This is a genomic window from Serratia sp. TSA_130.1 (assembly GCF_052691795.1).
The window spans coordinates 341,847-357,214 of the sequence record NZ_JBQZFS010000001.1; the positions used below are offsets into that span (position 1 = coordinate 341,847).

Here is a 15,368-nt window from a genome sequence, read left to right on the forward strand (position 1 = left end):
GGATGAATATCCAGCCTGAGCAATCATCGCTTCGCGTCAGCGCAAACGCCCGCGCGCCAGGTTAAGCCGCCCTTCGCTCATCCGCAGCACGTTCTGGCTGAGGTGGCAGTGGGTGATGGCGATGGCCAGGGCATCGGCGGCGTCCGCCTGCGGGTTGGCCGAGAGTTTGAGCAGCGAGCGCACCATGTGCTGCACCTGCGCCTTTTCGGCTGCGCCGGTGCCGACCACGGTTTGTTTGACCTGCCGCGCCGCATACTCGAACACTTCCAGATTCTGATTCACCGCCGCGACGATCGCGACGCCGCGCGCCTGGCCGAGCTTGAGCGCCGAATCCGGGTTCTTGGCCATAAACACCTGTTCGATGGCGAAGAAGTCGGGCTGAAACTGGGTGATGATCTCGCTGACGCCGGCGTAAATCAGCTTCAGCCGCGTCGGCATGTCGTCCACCACCGTGCGGATGCAGCCGCTGGCGATATAGCTCAACTGGCGCCCCTGCTGGCGGATAAGGCCATAGCCGGTGACGCGTGAGCCGGGATCGATACCGAGTATGATCGCCATATCTACATCCACCTTGCATGCACGGCGCCGCCTGATGGCGGCGCCCGTTTTACCGGATTACAGCGTCGCCGCCACTTCGTCGGAGATCTCACCGTTATGGTAAACTTCCTGCACGTCGTCGCAGTCTTCCAGCATATCGATCAGGCGCAGCAGCTTAGGCGCCGTTTCCGCGTCCATGTCGGCCTTGGTCGATGGGATCATCGACACTTCCGCCGCTTCGGCTTCGAAGCCCGCCGCGGTCAGCGCGTCTTTCACCGCGCCCAGGCTTTCCCAGGCGGTGAACACGTCGATGGCGCCATCGTCATAGGTCACGATGTCTTCCGCACCGGCTTCCAGCGCCGCTTCCATCACGCTGTCTTCATCCAGGCCCGGTGCGTAAGTGATTACGCCCTTCTTGGTGAACAGGTAGGCAACGGAACCGTCGGTACCCAGGTTGCCGCCGCATTTGGTGAAGGCGTGACGCACTTCCGCCACGGTGCGGTTACGGTTGTCGCTCAGGCATTCGATCATGACGGCGGTGCCGCCAGGGCCGTAGCCTTCGTAGATGATGGTTTCCATGTTGGTATCATCATCGCCGCCCACGCCACGCGCGATCGCCCGGTTCATGGTGTCGCGCGTCATGTTGTTCGACAGCGCCTTGTCCATCGCCGCGCGCAGACGCGGGTTGGAATCCGGATCGCCGCCGCCCAGCTTCGCGGCAGTGACCAGCTCACGAATAATCTTGGTGAAAATTTTACCGCGCTTGGCGTCCTGCGCCGCTTTACGGTGCTTTGTGTTGGCCCACTTACTATGACCTGCCATAAAAAATCTCCGAAAAAAACTACTGGACTGAATTGATCACGAACTCTTCAATCGCCTGCTGATTGCTCCACGACTTGGTCAACTTCACGGCCTCGGCCGCCTCAAGCCATTGGTAAGCGTGATGCTCGGTAATCACCGGATCGCGCTCCTCGGGCAACGCCAGACAGAACCAGTGCTCTTTATTGCGCGTGGTTCCCGGCGCATAGCGATGTCGCAAATGGACAAAGAGTTCAAACTCCACGCAGCGTTGGCAATCGAACAACGGCAGGTGCTCTGCTTCGATATCGATGCCGACTTCTTCCATGACTTCACGCCGCGCGGCATGCGGCGGCGACTCATCCTGCTCCAGACTGCCGGTGACCGACTGCCAGAACTCGGTATCGTCGCGCCGCTGTAACATCAGCACCCGACCACTGGATTTCGCGTAAATCACTACCAGGATAGATTCAGGGCGCTTATAACTCATCACTCGCTCTCTTGTTCCGCACCGGCTTTCTTTACCACGCTGATCGCCAGCTCCTGCAGCGACGCCGGGTTGGCGAAGCTCGGGGCGTCGGTCATCAGACAGGCCGCCGCGGTGGTTTTCGGGAAGGCGATCACGTCGCGGATATTGTCGGTGCCGGTCAGCAGCATCACCAGACGGTCCAGGCCGAAGGCCAGGCCGGCGTGCGGCGGCGTGCCGTACTTCAGCGCGTCCAGCAGGAAGCCGAACTTCTCGCGCTGTTCGTGTTCGTCGATGCCCAGAATGCTGAATACCGTCTGCTGCATTTCGCTGCGGTGAATACGCACCGAACCGCCGCCCACTTCGTAACCGTTGATGACCATGTCATAAGCGTTGGCGATAGCGTTGACCGGCGCTGCGGCCAGCTCTTCCGGGCTCATGTCGCGCGGCGAGGTGAACGGGTGGTGCATCGCCGCCAGGCCGCCCTCTTCGTCTTCTTCGAACATCGGGAAGTCGACCACCCACAGCGGCGCCCAGCTGTCGAGTTGGGTCAGCCCCAGATCGCGCCCCAGCTTCAGGCGCAGCGCGCCCATCGCATCGGTGACAATCTTGAAGCTGTCTGCGCCGAAGAACAGGATGTCGCCGGTCTGCGCGTCGGTACGCGCCAGGACAGCTTCCAGCACTTCCGCGCTGAGGAATTTGGCGATCGGGCTCTGCACGCCTTCCATGCCGGCGGCGCGGTCGTTGACCTTCAGCCAGGCCAGGCCTTTCGCGCCGTAGATGTTGACGAAAGCGCCGTACTCATCGATCTGCTTGCGGGTCAGCTGTGCGCCGCCCGGTACGCGGATCGCCGCCACGCGGCCTTTGGCGTCGTTGGCCGGGCCGGAGAACACTTTAAACTCGACGTCCTTGACCAGGTCGGCCACGTCCACCAGCTCCAGCGGGTTACGCAGGTCCGGCTTATCGGAACCAAAGCGACGCATCGCTTCGGCGAAGGTCATGACCGGGAAATCGCCCAGATCCACGCCCTTCACGTCCAGCCACAGTTCACGCGCCAGTTTCTCCATCACTTCACGCACTTGGTCGGCGGTCATGAAGGAGGTTTCGACGTCGATCTGGGTAAATTCAGGCTGACGGTCCGCACGCAGGTCTTCGTCACGGAAGCATTTGACGATCTGATAGTAACGATCGAAGCCGGACATCATCAGCAGCTGTTTAAACAGCTGCGGAGACTGCGGCAACGCGTAGAATTTGCCCTTGTGCACGCGGCTCGGCACCAGGTAATCGCGGGCGCCTTCCGGCGTCGCTTTGGTCAGCATCGGCGTTTCGATGTCGAGGAAGCCGTGGCTGTCCATGAAGCGGCGCACGAAGCTGGTGATTTTGGCGCGGGTCTTCAGACGCTCGGCCATTTCCGGGCGGCGCAGATCCAGGTAGCGGTATTTCAGGCGCGCTTCTTCGCTGTTGACCTGGTTGGAGTCCAGCGGCAGCGGCTCGGAGCGGTTGATGATCTCGAGCGCGTGGGCAAACACTTCCACTTCGCCGGTGGCCATATCTTTATTGATCTGGCTGTCCGGACGCGCACGCACGGTGCCGACGATCTGGATGCAGAACTCATTGCGCAGGTCGTAGGCCTTGTCGAACGCCACTTTCTCGTCCGGATCGAAGAACACCTGCACGATGCCTTCGCGGTCGCGCATATCAATAAAGATCAGGCCGCCGAGATCGCGACGACGATTGACCCAACCACACAGAGTGACTTCCTGGCCCACGTGGGACAGATTCAACTGCCCGCAATATTCAGTACGCATACGCTATCCTTTTACACAGCCGATGCCGCGCCGGGCTAGTGCGCCCCTGTCGCGCGGCTGTTATCTGATAAATTCTACTTGTTACCCGGTTTAAAATCCGTCGCATACCAGCCGGTGCCCTTAAGCTGGAAACCGGAAGATGAAATCAACTTGGTCAACGCGGGCTGCCCACACGCCGGGCAGTCTGCCAGCGGCGCATCGGAAAATTTTTGCAATTTCTCTAACCGATGGTTGCAAGCACCACATGCATATTCATAAATCGGCATAGGTCGTTGGATTAAAGAGTGTTGAAAAAAGGGAGTCATTATAAAGGAAATTCATCCGCCCGATAAGTGCGAACACAGCATTGTTACTGCACTAAATGGCGCGTTTTTGTTCGAATCAACACATCGGTTAACAAATTTCCCATTAACCTGCGACAGTTTTTTCACGTAGCCTGATTCTCCCCCGGTTTTGCGCCGAACGCAGCTCGCCCGACGCGCCGAACAGTTTTTATCCACTTCGCAACGAGATGAAATCCATGCTGAAACTTGACGCCCAAACCACCGCTCTGGTGCTGATCGATTTGCAAAACGGCATTCTGCCCTACGCCGGCGGCCCGCACGGCGCCGACCAGGTGGTGGCGAACGCCGCCCTGCTGGCCGCGCGTTTTCGCATGCTGGGCGCGCCGGTGCTGTTGGTGCGCGTCGGTTGGTCAGACTCCTTCGCCGAGGCGCTGAAACAACCGGTGGACAAGCCGGCTCCCGCGCCCGCCGGCGGTTTGCCGGCCACCTGGTGGGAGTTCCCCGCGCCGCTGGCGGTCTGCGACAGCGATATTCTGATCACCAAGCGCCAATGGGGCGCCTTCTACGGCACCGATCTGGACTTGCAGCTGCGCCGTCGCGGCATCAAATCCGTAGTCTTGGGCGGCATATCCACCAATATCGGCGTGGAATCCACCGCCCGCGCCGCCTGGGAACACGGCTATGAGCTGGTGATCGCCGAAGACGTCTGCAGCGCGCAGAACGCGGAAATGCACCGTTTCGCGTTCGAACACATCTTCCCGCGTTTGGCGCGGGTGCGCGACACCGGCGAAATTCTTGCCGCGCTCGACCGGTAACGTTAAGTTGTAGCCTGATAAGCCAAGCACAAGTAAAGGAAGACAAGCCGTGATCTACATCGGACTGCCACAGTGGCAACATGCAGCCTGGAACCGTATCGGGCTGCGCGACTTGGCGGATTACAGCCGCTACTTCAACTGCGTGGAGGGCAACACCACCTTCTATGCGCTGCCGAAGCTGGAAATCGTGCAGCGCTGGCGCGACATGACCGGCGACGATTTTCGCTTTTGCTTCAAATTCCCGTCGGACATCAGCCATAAGGCCGCCCTGCGCAACTGCGCCGCCGAGCTGCAGGCGTTTTACCACTGCCTGAGCCCGGTGCATCAACGCATCGGGCAATTGTGGCTGCAGTTGCCCGCCGCCTTCGGCCCCGATGAGCTGCCGCGCATGTGGCAGTTCTTCGAAAGCCTGCCGCAGGAGTTCACTTACGGCGTCGAAGTGCGTCATCCGGCATTTTTCGCCAAAGGGGAGGAAGAGCGCGCGTTGAATCAGGGGCTGCATCAGCGCGGCATCAATCGGGTGATCCTCGACAGCCGCCCGGTGCATCACGCCGCCCCCCATACCGCCGCCGTGCGCGATGCCCAGCAGAAAAAACCGAAGCTGCCGGTGCACGCGCTGGTCACCGCCGACCAACCGCTGGTGCGTTTTATCGGCGGCGACCAATTGGCCGACAACCTGCGCTGGTTCGAAGCCTGGCAGCAAAAACTGCCGCTGTGGCAGCAACAGCATCAACCGTATCTGTTTATTCATACGCCGGACAACGGCGATTCACCCCAGCAAGCGCAAAAAATTTGGCAGCAGCTTCGCCGGGCGATCCCCGATTTGCCTGCGCCGCCGGACTGGCCAGAGCAAGATGCACTGTTTTGACCTATTAATCTGACCAATAACATCAAATATTTCCCCGCGACAGTGAATACAATGACGGCTATGATGCTGGCTGCCAGTTTTGGTTAGGGAACGGAGTTAAAAATGGTAAGCGCGCTTTATGTGGTGCTCGGCGCATTGTTGTTGATCAAACTCTCTTATGACGTTGTCAGATTAAGGATGCAGTACCGCGTAGCCTACGGCGACGGCGGTTTTTACGAATTGCAGACCGCCATCCGCGTGCATGGCAACGCCGTTGAATACATTCCTATCGCTGCTGTATTGCTGGTGATTATGGAAATGAACGGCGCGGAAATCTGGATGATCCACCTTTGCGGCCTGATGCTGATGGCCGGGCGACTGGTGCATTACTACGGTTTGCGCAACCGCGAGGTTCGCTGGCGTCGTTCGGGCATGGCCGCGACCTACATCTCTTTGTTGTTGATGGTTCTGGCAAATATCTTCTATCTGCCCTGGGATCTGATTTTCAGCCTGCATTGATCCCGTTTTATCATCAGGCGGCCGCGCCGCCTGCTTCCGCTCCGCTTTTTTACGCTTTTCTGTTAGACTACGCAGCTTCGAATTCTGAACTGATTTGCCGCTATGCCAAACCGCGATACTCTTTTCTCAGCCCCCATCGCCAAACTGGGCGACTGGACCTTCGACGAACGCGTCGCCGAAGTGTTTCCCGACATGATCCAACGCTCCGTTCCCGGCTATTCCAACATCATCTCAATGATCGGCATGCTGGCCGAACGTTTTGTGCAACCCGACAGCCGGGTGTATGACCTGGGCTGCTCGCTGGGCGCGGCGACGCTGTCGATGCGGCGGAATATCAGGGTGCCCGGCTGCACTATCGTCGCCGTCGACAATTCGCCGGCGATGGTGGAACGTTGCCGCCGCCATATCGACGCCTTCCGCGCCGACACGCCGGTCGACGTCATCGAAGCCGATATTCGCGACATCGATATCGAAGACGCCTCGATGGTGGTGCTGAACTTTACGCTGCAGTTCCTCGAACCTGCCGATCGCCTGCGCCTGCTGGAAAAAATTTATCGTGGCCTGCGCCCGGGCGGCGCACTGGTGCTGTCGGAAAAGTTCAGCTTTGAAGACGCCGAAGTCGGCGAGCTGCTGTTCAACATGCACCACGATTTCAAGCGCGCCAACGGGTACAGCGAGCTGGAGATCAGCCAAAAACGCAGCATGCTGGAAAACGTGATGCTGACCGACTCGGTGGAAGCGCACAAGGCGCGTCTGCAACAGGCCGGATTCGAGCATGCCGAAGTGTGGTTCCAGTGCTTCAACTTCGGTTCATTGATCGCTCTGAAAGCGGGGGATGCGCAATGATCGAGTTTGGTGACTTCTATCAGCGCATTGCCAAGAGCCCCCTCAGCCACTGGCTGGATACGCTGCCCGCTCAGCTGAGCGCCTGGCAGCGCGAATCGCTGCACGGCAAATTCAAGCAGTGGTTCAACTCGGTAGAGCATTTGCCGACGCTGACTCCCACCCGTCTCGATCTGCTGCACGGCGTGCGCGCCGAGATGGAGCCGGGGCTGTCGCCGGGCCAGCTTGAAGGCATCGAGAAAATGCTGCGCACCCTGATGCCGTGGCGCAAAGGGCCCTTCTCGCTGTATGGCATCGATATCGATACCGAATGGCATTCCGACTGGAAATGGGATCGCGTACTGCCGCACATTTCTCCGCTGGCCGGCCGCACCATTCTCGACGTCGGCTGTGGCAGCGGCTATCACCTGTGGCGCATGATTGGCGCCGGCGCACACTTCGCCGTGGGTATCGATCCGATGCAGCTGTTCCTGTGCCAGTTTGAAGCCGTGCGCAAACTGTTGGGCGGCGATCAGCGCGCCCATCTGCTGCCGCTCGGCATCGAGCAGTTGCCGGATCTGGCGGCGTTCGACACCGTGTTCTCGATGGGGGTGCTGTATCATCGCCGCTCGCCGCTCGATCATCTCTATCAGTTGAAAAATCAGCTGGTGGCTGAAGGTGAGCTGGTGCTGGAAACGCTGGTGGTGGAAGGCGACCGTCACCAGGTGCTGGTGCCGGGCGATCGTTATGCGCAGATGCGCAACGTGTATTTCATCCCTTCCGCCGAAGCGCTGAAATGCTGGCTGGAGAAGTGCGGCTTTGTCGACGTGAAGATCGCCGATATGTGCGTCACCAGCCTCGAAGAGCAGCGACGCACTGACTGGATGACCAGCGAATCGTTGGCCGAATTCCTCGATCCGAACGATCGTAGCAAAACGGTCGAAGGCTATCCGGCGCCGCTGCGCGCCGTGCTGACCGCCAAAAAGCCCTAGCGCACGCTAATCGGGCCGGCCTGCGCCGGCCCGAATTCACCCGTTACCGACATCGACATCGACAATTCGCAGCTCATAGACCATCGTCGCGTTCGGCGGGATCTGCGGCGCATAGCCCGTTTCACCGTACGCCAACGCCGGCGGCACCACCATCGTCAGCGAGCCGTGATTTTTCAGATGGCCGATCGCCTCGCGGAACAGCGGCGGATAGGCGGAGAGCGGCTGAGACATCACCTTCCCGCTGCGATCCATATCCTGAATCACGCTGCCGTCGGTTAAGCTCTCTTTCACCACAATGTCCACCCGCGCGTTTTCCGTAATGACCTCATCACCCGCATAATCGATGCGATACCAGAAACCGGAAGGCGACTTCTGCGTGCCCTTCTTCTTTTGGAACTCGGCGACGAACGCCTCACCTTTGCTGGCCTGCGTCTTCGCAGCCTGGTTTCTGGCGTCGTTCACCGCTTTTTCCGACTCCGCCAGTGCGCTGGTCAACTGCGCATCGCTCAACTGGTAATGGCCGTTGAAGGTATCGATCACGCCTGCCAGCAGCACGGTTTTGTCGGGCGTGATACCCCAATTTTTACGTTCCGCCAGCATCGTTTGAATATCGCGCCCCAAAGCAACACCGGCGGCATAGCTCTGTTGCTCCGGCTTTTTCTTCAGCGCTTGCCTATCCGGCAGCCATTTGGCCCGCGATCTCAGCCCGTCCAGTTCCTCACGCAAGGCTTGCTGCGCCTGATGCGCGGCCGCCAGCTCCGTCGCCGTTTTATCCGCCTGTTGCGCCGCTTTATCCCGTTGCTGCGCAGCCTGCGCGCTTTCCGCCGTCAGCGCCGCCAGACGCTGTTCCAGCGCCTTAGCCTGCTCGGTTTGCGTCTTGTTTTTTTCCTGCAGCTGCGCCAGCTGCTGCTGAAGTTCACCCGCCGCTTTGGCGGCCTCGGCCTTTTGCTGCTCCAGCGCCATCTTCAGTTTTTTCTCTTGCTGCTCGGCCTGCTGGCGTTGGTCATCACGCTCTTTTTGCAGCGCTGCCAACTGCTGTTGAAGTTCGCCCGCCGCTTTGGCGGCCTCGGCCTTTTGTTGCTCCAGCGCCGCCTTCAGGTTTTTCTCTTGCTGCCCACCCTGCTGGCGTTGGCTTTCCTGCTCTTTTTGCAACTGCGTCAGCTGCTGTTGCAGTGCCCCTAGCGCCTTGGCGGCTTCGGCCTTCTGCTGTTCCAGTTCAGCGGCGGCCGCTTTTCGGTCCTGTTCATAACGCTGGCGCGCTTTATCGTTGGCAGCTTGCGCCGCCGCCAGTTTCTCCTGCCAAACCTGTTGCTGCGCGTTATCAGACTGTTTTGGCAACGCCGCCAACCGTTGCTCCAGCGATGCGATGCGTCGATCCCGCTCCTCGGTTTGCTGCTTTTGCCGCGCTAACGCCGCTTGCGCCTCGGCGATTTGCGCCTGAGCCTTACGCTCCTGCGGCGTCAGGTTCAGCGCCTGTCGCACGCCGCTGGCAAAGTCGCTCAACGCGCTCAGATCGGGCGCCGGAGCCGGTTTATCGGCAGCCGCCAGGGAAGACGCGACGCGCAACGCGGTCAGCTCCTGCTGCAGTGATTGAATGGAAGCCTGCTGTTGCTCCAGTCGGGCATCTTTCTCGCGCAGCGCCTTTTGCCACTGCGCCAGCTGCTGCTTCTTCGCCGTCGCCTCACGCGTTTGAACCTGGCGGGATGCCGACTTCTGGGGGGCCTGGGGTTGCGTGACGGCGGCATCAGCCTCCGCGGCCGGTGCATCCTGCCGCTGGTAGCGCTCGGCAAACTGCAATAACGCCGGCACATCGTCATCCGCAGCGGCCACCGCCGGCGCAAACGCCAACGGTATCATCAGGCTCAGTAACGCCTTTCTCGCACGCGGGGTCATTGGGTGCGCTCTCCACGCTCAGCCAGACCGGTCATCATGGCAGAACTGATGTCTGCGCACAGACGGCTGGTGCGATAACGATACAGGGCGTCAACGGTTTCCTGCGTCCCCGTGTTGACCCGCTGACGCACCCCGGCATACTGCGCGGCGCCGCCCATCAAAGCATCGAATTCGCGTTTGAATTTTTGGTATTTTTCGTTATCCATGCCGCGCATGGCATCCAGCTCGCGCTGGCACTGCTGCATGCGTTCGGCCTCACGTTGCCGTTTGTCTTGCTCCGCAATTTCTTCTGCGCTGGGGGGCTTACTTAAGGTAGAAACAGGCCGCTTGGTGGTCTGGCAGCCGGTCAGGGCCAAGGTCAGCAAAAGCGCAGCGGTCAAACAGTGTGCCGTTCGGGTCATTATCGTTATCTCCTTGTAAAGTCCGCCGTCGACGTGCTCTGTGGCTGCGCCGACGGCTCTCCTCATTGGTGCTGTGATGTTCCGGCCATAAAAACCGGCGGTGAATAGGTATAGAAATGCAGACGCGGTGATGAACGGCAGAGCGCAAATCATTCACCACGCCAATACATACCAAAAAATCATTTAATATTATGATATTTAAAGGATTTTAACTCATAAACTTATCAGCAGGGCATGACGAGCGCAAGAGAAGAGATGGCGCCTGACCGACCGATAAACAGCGCAGGAACGGGCGCGGTGTCTTTACAAAGTAACAAGCTAATCCATGCTCCGAACACCGCAGCCTGACCTTCATACTGTATCAGCGCCCAACAAACCTCATCGGCTTTTTAAAACGTCCACCCTGATTGAGAATCATGTTGCCAATCAACAGGAGAGATATCATGGGCAATATGATTAGTGTGAATAACATCAGTGAATTGCGTAATCTGACACCCGCGACAGACGATCAGATTGTCTTTTTAGTTTCTCACTCCGCCGGACGTTTCGCCGGCGGCGGCGAATTCTATTATGCGAAAACGGATACAACCAGTACGGACAATAACGGTACCGTAGTGGTTACTGCAGACGGAGCCCGCTGGAAACGACTGGACACTAAGCTTACCTTCGATCACTTCGGCGCCGATCCCAGTGGCACGTTCGCCTCTGACGCGGCAATCAGCGCCACATTAGACTATGTCGCAAGTTTAAAAAATAAAGTGGTCTATGCTTCGGAAAATGCTCAATATCTGCTGACCAGCACTCAACCTATCAACGTCGCAAATGGCGTCACAGTCAGAGGATCCCGCCGCGGTATTGCTCAAGGCCCTGCAAGTCTTACAAACAATGGCCCTAATCGGGCAGGCCTTGCTGACGATAGTGCTTTCATCATCAAAAAGCCGGCAGGTACGGTTTGTTTCGCCTGCGATAAGAACGTTGTCTTTGATGGTTGGTCGTTCCTCTATCCAGATCAGAAATATACTGCCACCCAGCCGGAGGCGTTTGTTCCATACGGAGCCACCATTACCGCAACCGGCGCTCTGTCAGTCGCCAACTGCCGTTATGTAGGCGCCTATGATTTTGTTGAAGCTCGTGGAGAAGCCAACAGCTTTGAGAATATCTACGGTTGGGCAGTACGCTGCGACTACAGGGTTTATGAAAGCAGGGACATCAACAGATTTACCAATGTTCACGTCAATGCCAACGTCGTGCGCCCGACAGAAAACGCGGTGACTGCCTCTATCGCCGTAGCCGGTTCTTGTGCTTTCAATCTCGATCGCCACGACAATACGTTTATGGTGAATGTGTTCTCTTATGGCAAAAAGATCTTTATCAAAACTACAACACAAGGAACCTCCTATTTAGGCGGCCTTAGCCTGAGCAATTTCATGGCAGACAGAAATGGTACCGGAATTGATATCGACTCGGATTCCTCCGCCAATATTCAAATCTCCAACGGTTCTTATATTAATGACTATGGTGATATCGTTGGAGGGTTCCTGGTATTAAGAAAGTCTACTGGCCAATCAAATATCACCCCAGTGCAAATCAGCAATGTTAACTTCGCTACCGCTAATGGACCGAAGGGTTCACTCTCCCCTCAGGCCATTCGCTTCGAAGCGAACGGCGGGTATCAACTTTCATTCAGCAACACCGTCATGCCAATGTGGACGAACGGCAGTCTGAACAATGAAGCGGGTTACAACATTCTTAGAGGCACACTGAGCATTGCGCAACGCAGCTATCAGCTACATGCGGCTCCGCTAAATTGTTTGACGAACAGCAATATGATCGCCATCGGTGCTGACAAACAGCCTGTAGGCTGGTTTATTGATGGAAATCTGACGGCGGATAGCAATACCCTGACGGCCAATGGCGACAACCCGGCTTATAAAGGTTTGGGCCAGCGCATCCATCGGAGCATGGGATTAAGGACATTCTGGGCCATCGCATCCTATATCGGTGAACAATCTACCGCACAAGCCTCGACCGGTATCTGGGCCCGTTCATTCAACGATGACTACACTGACACGATCGAGAGCAATAATGCCATCCCCTGGATGCGCATCGGGAACCTCTATTATGCGCGGTTTGTCATGAATAATAACCGCACCATCCACGATATCCTGATCAATCCCGGTAACGGCAATAATACAGTGCGCATTTTAGCCTGCGGCATTAGCCCGGGTGAAATCTTTGACTTCTCGCCTGACACGTTGCAATAGTCTCTCGCGGCATAAAAAAAGCCCCGGCAAAACGCCGGGGCCTGGTACTTGCGTGATCGCCGAAGGCTCAGTGACACGCAAAGGGGTCTTACGGCCCGGAAACCGGTTTTCAAACGCGGTTAGCTGCGTGTTTATGCGCTTTGCGCCAAGGGGTCAACCAAGGCCAGCGCGTTTTTCATCGCCTCCACCATTTCGCCATCCACGCAATAATGGCTAAATTCGTCAAACTCGTTATCGGAACACATGGTGACCCCCGCCTTGCGATAACGCATGGTCGATGGCACCAGATGGCCGGAAGAGCTGTGCAATTCATGCAGGCCGATATCGACAAACTTGTGCAAATTGCTCAGACGCACGCCGGCGCCCGCCATGATCACCGGGCCCTGGCTGGCCTGACGCAAATCACGCAACAGCGGCAGGCCCAGTTCGGCGCTCTGCTGTTGACCGGAAGTCAGAATGCGCGCCACGCCCAGGTCGGTCAGTTGCTCCAGCGCCACCATCGGGTTTTGGCACATGTCGAATGCGCGATGGAACGTGACGGCCATCCCCTCGCACAACGCCATTACCTCGCGCATGCGCGGCAGATCGATATGCCCTTCTTCGTCCAGCATGCCGACGACCACGCCGGGGAATCCCAACTCGCGGATCTGGCGGATATCCTGCTTGATCACCTCGAAATCCACCGCGCCATAACAGAAATCGCCACCGCGAGGGCGTACGATCGGATGAACCGGAATCGAAACCCGTTCCCGCGCCAAACGCAGCGTGCCATAACTCGGCGTCAATCCGCCCTCGCTCTGGCTGGCGCATAACTCGATACGATCGGCGCCCGCCCGTTCGGCCGTTAGCGCGCAGTCGACGCTAAAGCAACAAACTTCCAGTTTTATCATTGTCACCCCCAGATAACGGCCAACATACGGCGGCAATTGTTCATTTCTTCATTTCTCACGTAGGCTCATGCTTAGGCATAAACCGGCTCAGGGTTGTAACTATGGCATTCAATTTTGATCAATGGGTAGACCGCAGTCACAGTGACAGCGTTAAGTGGGATAAATATCGCGACAGCGACATCATTCCGCTGTGGGTCGCCGACAGCGACTTCGCCTCCCCGCCGGCGGTCATCGACGCCTTGCAGCGGCGCGTGGCGCACGGCGTGTTCGGCTACACGCACCCATCCCCCGATCTTCTTGAGGTTTTTACCCGCCGCATGGTAGAGCGCTACCGCTGGCACATCAAGCCTGAATGGATCCTTTTCCTGCCCGGCCTGGTGTGCGGCCTGAACCTGTGCGTGCGCGCCTTCACCGAAGACCATCAGAGCACGCTCGCGCCCAGCCCCATTTATCCGCCATTTCGCAAAGCGGCCAAATTCGCCGGGCGCAAGCACCTCTCGGTACCGCTGGCGGCAACAGGCCAACGTTGGGTGCTGGATTTTTCCGCGCTGCATGGGCAGCTCAGCGGCAATGAGAAGCTCCTGCTGCTGTGCAACCCGCAAAATCCCGGAGGCACCGTTTATCGTCGAGAAGAGCTGTCGCAGCACCATCAGTTCGCCCGCGAGCACGATTTAATCGTCTGTTCGGATGAAATCCACTGCGAATTGCTGCTTGAACCCGGCGCACGGCATATTCCTTTCGCCACCCTGAGCGAAGACGCGGCCCAGCGCAGCGTAACGCTGATGTCGCCGTCAAAGGCGTTTAATCTCGCCGGGCTGGGCGCCTCGATGGCGATCGTCCCTAATGAGGCGCTGCGACAAAAGCTGAAACGTGCGCGCAGCGGCATCGTGCCGGAGGTCAATCTGCTGGCGCTGGTCGCCGCCCAGGCGGCCTATCAATACGGGCAACCCTGGCTGGACGAGCAGTTGATTTATCTGCGCGCCAATCGCGATCGGGTGACAGAACGCATCAACGCCATGCCGGGATTGAAGTTGTTGCCGATTGAAGCCACCTATTTGGCCTGGATCGACTGCGGCGCGTTGCCGGTGGACAATCCGCATCAGTTCTTCGAGCGCGCGGGCGTTGGATTAAGCGCCGGTTTGGATTTCGGCGATCGGCGCTTTGTACGACTGAACTTCGGTTGCCGGCGGGCTCTGCTCGATGAAGCGCTCGATCGCATGGCGCGGGCCTGCGCCACGCTGTTCGACTAGCCTTGCTCGCTGGCGACAATGTCCCGAATGGAGTAAGGATGAAACTTGATCGTGACCGTTCCATCGGTGATGGCCAGCGTCGGGTTCGGCAACCGCTCGCCCTCGCCTTTTGGCGAGCTTTGCTTCAGTTTGATCCCCGGCGCCAGCAACGCTTCATCAGCGAGATGGCTCAGCGCGCGGGCGTGCAACGTCTGCGGATCGCCGCTCAGCACTAGCTCGACATGTTCCCACCCTTCATGCGGATACCGTTTCTCCCCGGGATACGGCAGCTCGACGCAATCTATCCGCCACGGCCCCACGGCCAGCGGCTGCTGTAAATCAAACAGACAGATAGGCCGCCCGTTGATCATCGATTCGGACAACAGTGTCCCGCACTGCATCAATCCCTGGCGCCAGCGTTCGGCGGTAGCGTTCTGGTGACAGCGCAAGGAAATGTGATCGGCGGTAAACGAGGACAGGTCAAGCTGCAATCTGGCGGCGAATTGTTGCAACGCCTGCTCGAAACGCGGCAGGTCGAGCCTCAGATCGTCAAGCTCGGCAATGGCCTGCAAGGGATTGGTCATAGAAACCTCAAAACAACGAGCGCAAAGTTAAAGGCCGTAATTTACACGGTGGCGACGGCGCTCGCCAGAGTGGCGAGATTTTTCAGCGGCAGTACAGCATAATTTTCGGTTCTGGATGGGGGACGAAAAACCCAGCGCTTATTGAGATGGCAGCTTATTAATTCGGCAATTAAATAAAAAATAGGATTTTTCGCAGGCCATTATATCATTTCCTTATGA

At 58.1% G+C, this 15,368-nt stretch carries 16 protein-coding genes; 7 read left to right on the forward strand and 9 right to left on the reverse strand.

Translation table 11 applies throughout. From position 1 onward, the window contains the following. Nucleotides 1-36: 36 nt before the first annotated feature. From ruvC to ACUTQY_RS01580, 5 genes are all read right to left on the reverse strand, one after another. Nucleotides 37-558, reverse strand: a complete 522-nt coding sequence (gene ruvC, locus ACUTQY_RS01560) for a crossover junction endodeoxyribonuclease RuvC (RefSeq protein ID WP_004932367.1) — start codon at nucleotides 556-558, stop codon at nucleotides 37-39. 57 nt (nucleotides 559-615) lie between these two features. Next, nucleotides 616-1,359 (reverse strand): YebC/PmpR family DNA-binding transcriptional regulator, encoded by a 744-nt coding sequence (locus ACUTQY_RS01565; protein ID WP_004932370.1) that lies wholly within the window; start codon nucleotides 1,357-1,359, stop codon nucleotides 616-618. A 19-nt stretch (nucleotides 1,360-1,378) separates the two neighbouring features. Beyond that, nucleotides 1,379-1,825, reverse strand: a complete 447-nt coding sequence (nudB, locus tag ACUTQY_RS01570) for a dihydroneopterin triphosphate diphosphatase (RefSeq protein ID WP_004932373.1) — start codon at nucleotides 1,823-1,825, stop codon at nucleotides 1,379-1,381. Beyond that, nucleotides 1,825-3,609 carry an aspartate--tRNA ligase gene (aspS, locus tag ACUTQY_RS01575; protein WP_033643354.1) on the reverse strand — a complete coding sequence of 595 codons (1,785 nt, stop codon included), beginning with the start codon at nucleotides 3,607-3,609 and terminating at the stop codon, nucleotides 1,825-1,827. The genes nudB and aspS overlap by 1 nt, the downstream gene beginning before the upstream one ends. Nucleotides 3,610-3,683: 74 nt before the next feature. Further along, nucleotides 3,684-3,914, reverse strand: a complete 231-nt coding sequence (locus ACUTQY_RS01580; RefSeq protein WP_320204121.1) for an FmdB family zinc ribbon protein — start codon at nucleotides 3,912-3,914, stop codon at nucleotides 3,684-3,686. 215 nt (nucleotides 3,915-4,129) lie between these two features. On the opposite strand from ACUTQY_RS01580, the gene ACUTQY_RS01585 reads away from it, so the two are divergent. The 5 genes from ACUTQY_RS01585 to cmoB all read left to right on the forward strand — a co-directional run bounded on the left by ACUTQY_RS01585 (nucleotide 4,130) and on the right by cmoB (nucleotide 7,888). After that, entirely contained in the window at nucleotides 4,130-4,708 is a 579-nt protein-coding gene (locus ACUTQY_RS01585) for a hydrolase (protein WP_033643355.1), read from the forward strand. A gap of 52 nt (nucleotides 4,709-4,760) precedes the next feature. Beyond that, entirely contained in the window at nucleotides 4,761-5,576 is an 816-nt protein-coding gene (locus ACUTQY_RS01590) for a DUF72 domain-containing protein (RefSeq protein ID WP_089195493.1), read from the forward strand. 102 nt (nucleotides 5,577-5,678) lie between these two features. Then, entirely contained in the window at nucleotides 5,679-6,074 is a 396-nt protein-coding gene (locus ACUTQY_RS01595) for an MAPEG family protein (RefSeq protein ID WP_004932387.1), read from the forward strand. 102 nt (nucleotides 6,075-6,176) lie between these two features. Continuing rightward, a complete protein-coding gene (gene cmoA, locus ACUTQY_RS01600) occupies nucleotides 6,177-6,920 on the forward strand; it encodes a carboxy-S-adenosyl-L-methionine synthase CmoA (protein WP_033650946.1) in 744 nt (247 codons plus the stop codon). After that, a complete protein-coding gene (cmoB, locus tag ACUTQY_RS01605) occupies nucleotides 6,917-7,888 on the forward strand; it encodes a tRNA 5-methoxyuridine(34)/uridine 5-oxyacetic acid(34) synthase CmoB (protein ID WP_033643358.1) in 972 nt (323 codons plus the stop codon). The genes cmoA and cmoB overlap by 4 nt, the downstream gene beginning before the upstream one ends. A 36-nt stretch (nucleotides 7,889-7,924) precedes the next feature. Here the strand turns inward: cmoB and ACUTQY_RS01610 are convergent, their stop codons facing one another. Together ACUTQY_RS01610 and ACUTQY_RS01615 are read right to left on the reverse strand one after the other, a co-directional pair. Then, on the reverse strand, nucleotides 7,925-9,781 hold the full coding sequence (locus ACUTQY_RS01610) for an FKBP-type peptidyl-prolyl cis-trans isomerase N-terminal domain-containing protein (RefSeq protein WP_128868473.1): 1,857 nt from the start codon (nucleotides 9,779-9,781) through the stop codon (nucleotides 7,925-7,927). Continuing rightward, nucleotides 9,778-10,182 carry a hypothetical protein gene (locus ACUTQY_RS01615; protein ID WP_033643360.1) on the reverse strand — a complete coding sequence of 135 codons (405 nt, stop codon included), beginning with the start codon at nucleotides 10,180-10,182 and terminating at the stop codon, nucleotides 9,778-9,780. Before ACUTQY_RS01615 ends, ACUTQY_RS01610 begins: the two co-directional genes overlap by 4 nt. A 443-nt stretch (nucleotides 10,183-10,625) precedes the next feature. Here ACUTQY_RS01615 and ACUTQY_RS01620 point away from each other — a divergent pair, with 443 nt between their 5' ends. Further along, complete coding sequence (locus ACUTQY_RS01620; protein ID WP_046687247.1) at nucleotides 10,626-12,446, forward strand: hypothetical protein; 1,821 nt, start codon at nucleotides 10,626-10,628, stop codon at nucleotides 12,444-12,446. Nucleotides 12,447-12,577: 131 nt separating this feature from the next. Here ACUTQY_RS01620 and cutC read toward each other — a convergent pair whose 3' ends face one another. Then, complete coding sequence (cutC, locus tag ACUTQY_RS01625) at nucleotides 12,578-13,336, reverse strand: copper homeostasis protein CutC (protein ID WP_060660624.1); 759 nt, start codon at nucleotides 13,334-13,336, stop codon at nucleotides 12,578-12,580. Nucleotides 13,337-13,437: 101 nt separating this feature from the next. Here cutC and ACUTQY_RS01630 point away from each other — a divergent pair, with 101 nt between their 5' ends. Beyond that, nucleotides 13,438-14,586, forward strand: a complete 1,149-nt coding sequence (locus ACUTQY_RS01630; protein ID WP_046687249.1) for a MalY/PatB family protein — start codon at nucleotides 13,438-13,440, stop codon at nucleotides 14,584-14,586. Here the strand turns inward: ACUTQY_RS01630 and ACUTQY_RS01635 are convergent. Then, complete coding sequence (locus ACUTQY_RS01635; protein WP_033643364.1) at nucleotides 14,583-15,149, reverse strand: VOC family protein; 567 nt, start codon at nucleotides 15,147-15,149, stop codon at nucleotides 14,583-14,585. The two genes, ACUTQY_RS01630 and ACUTQY_RS01635, sit on opposite strands and share 4 nt — an antisense overlap. Nucleotides 15,150-15,368 lie beyond the last annotated feature (219 nt).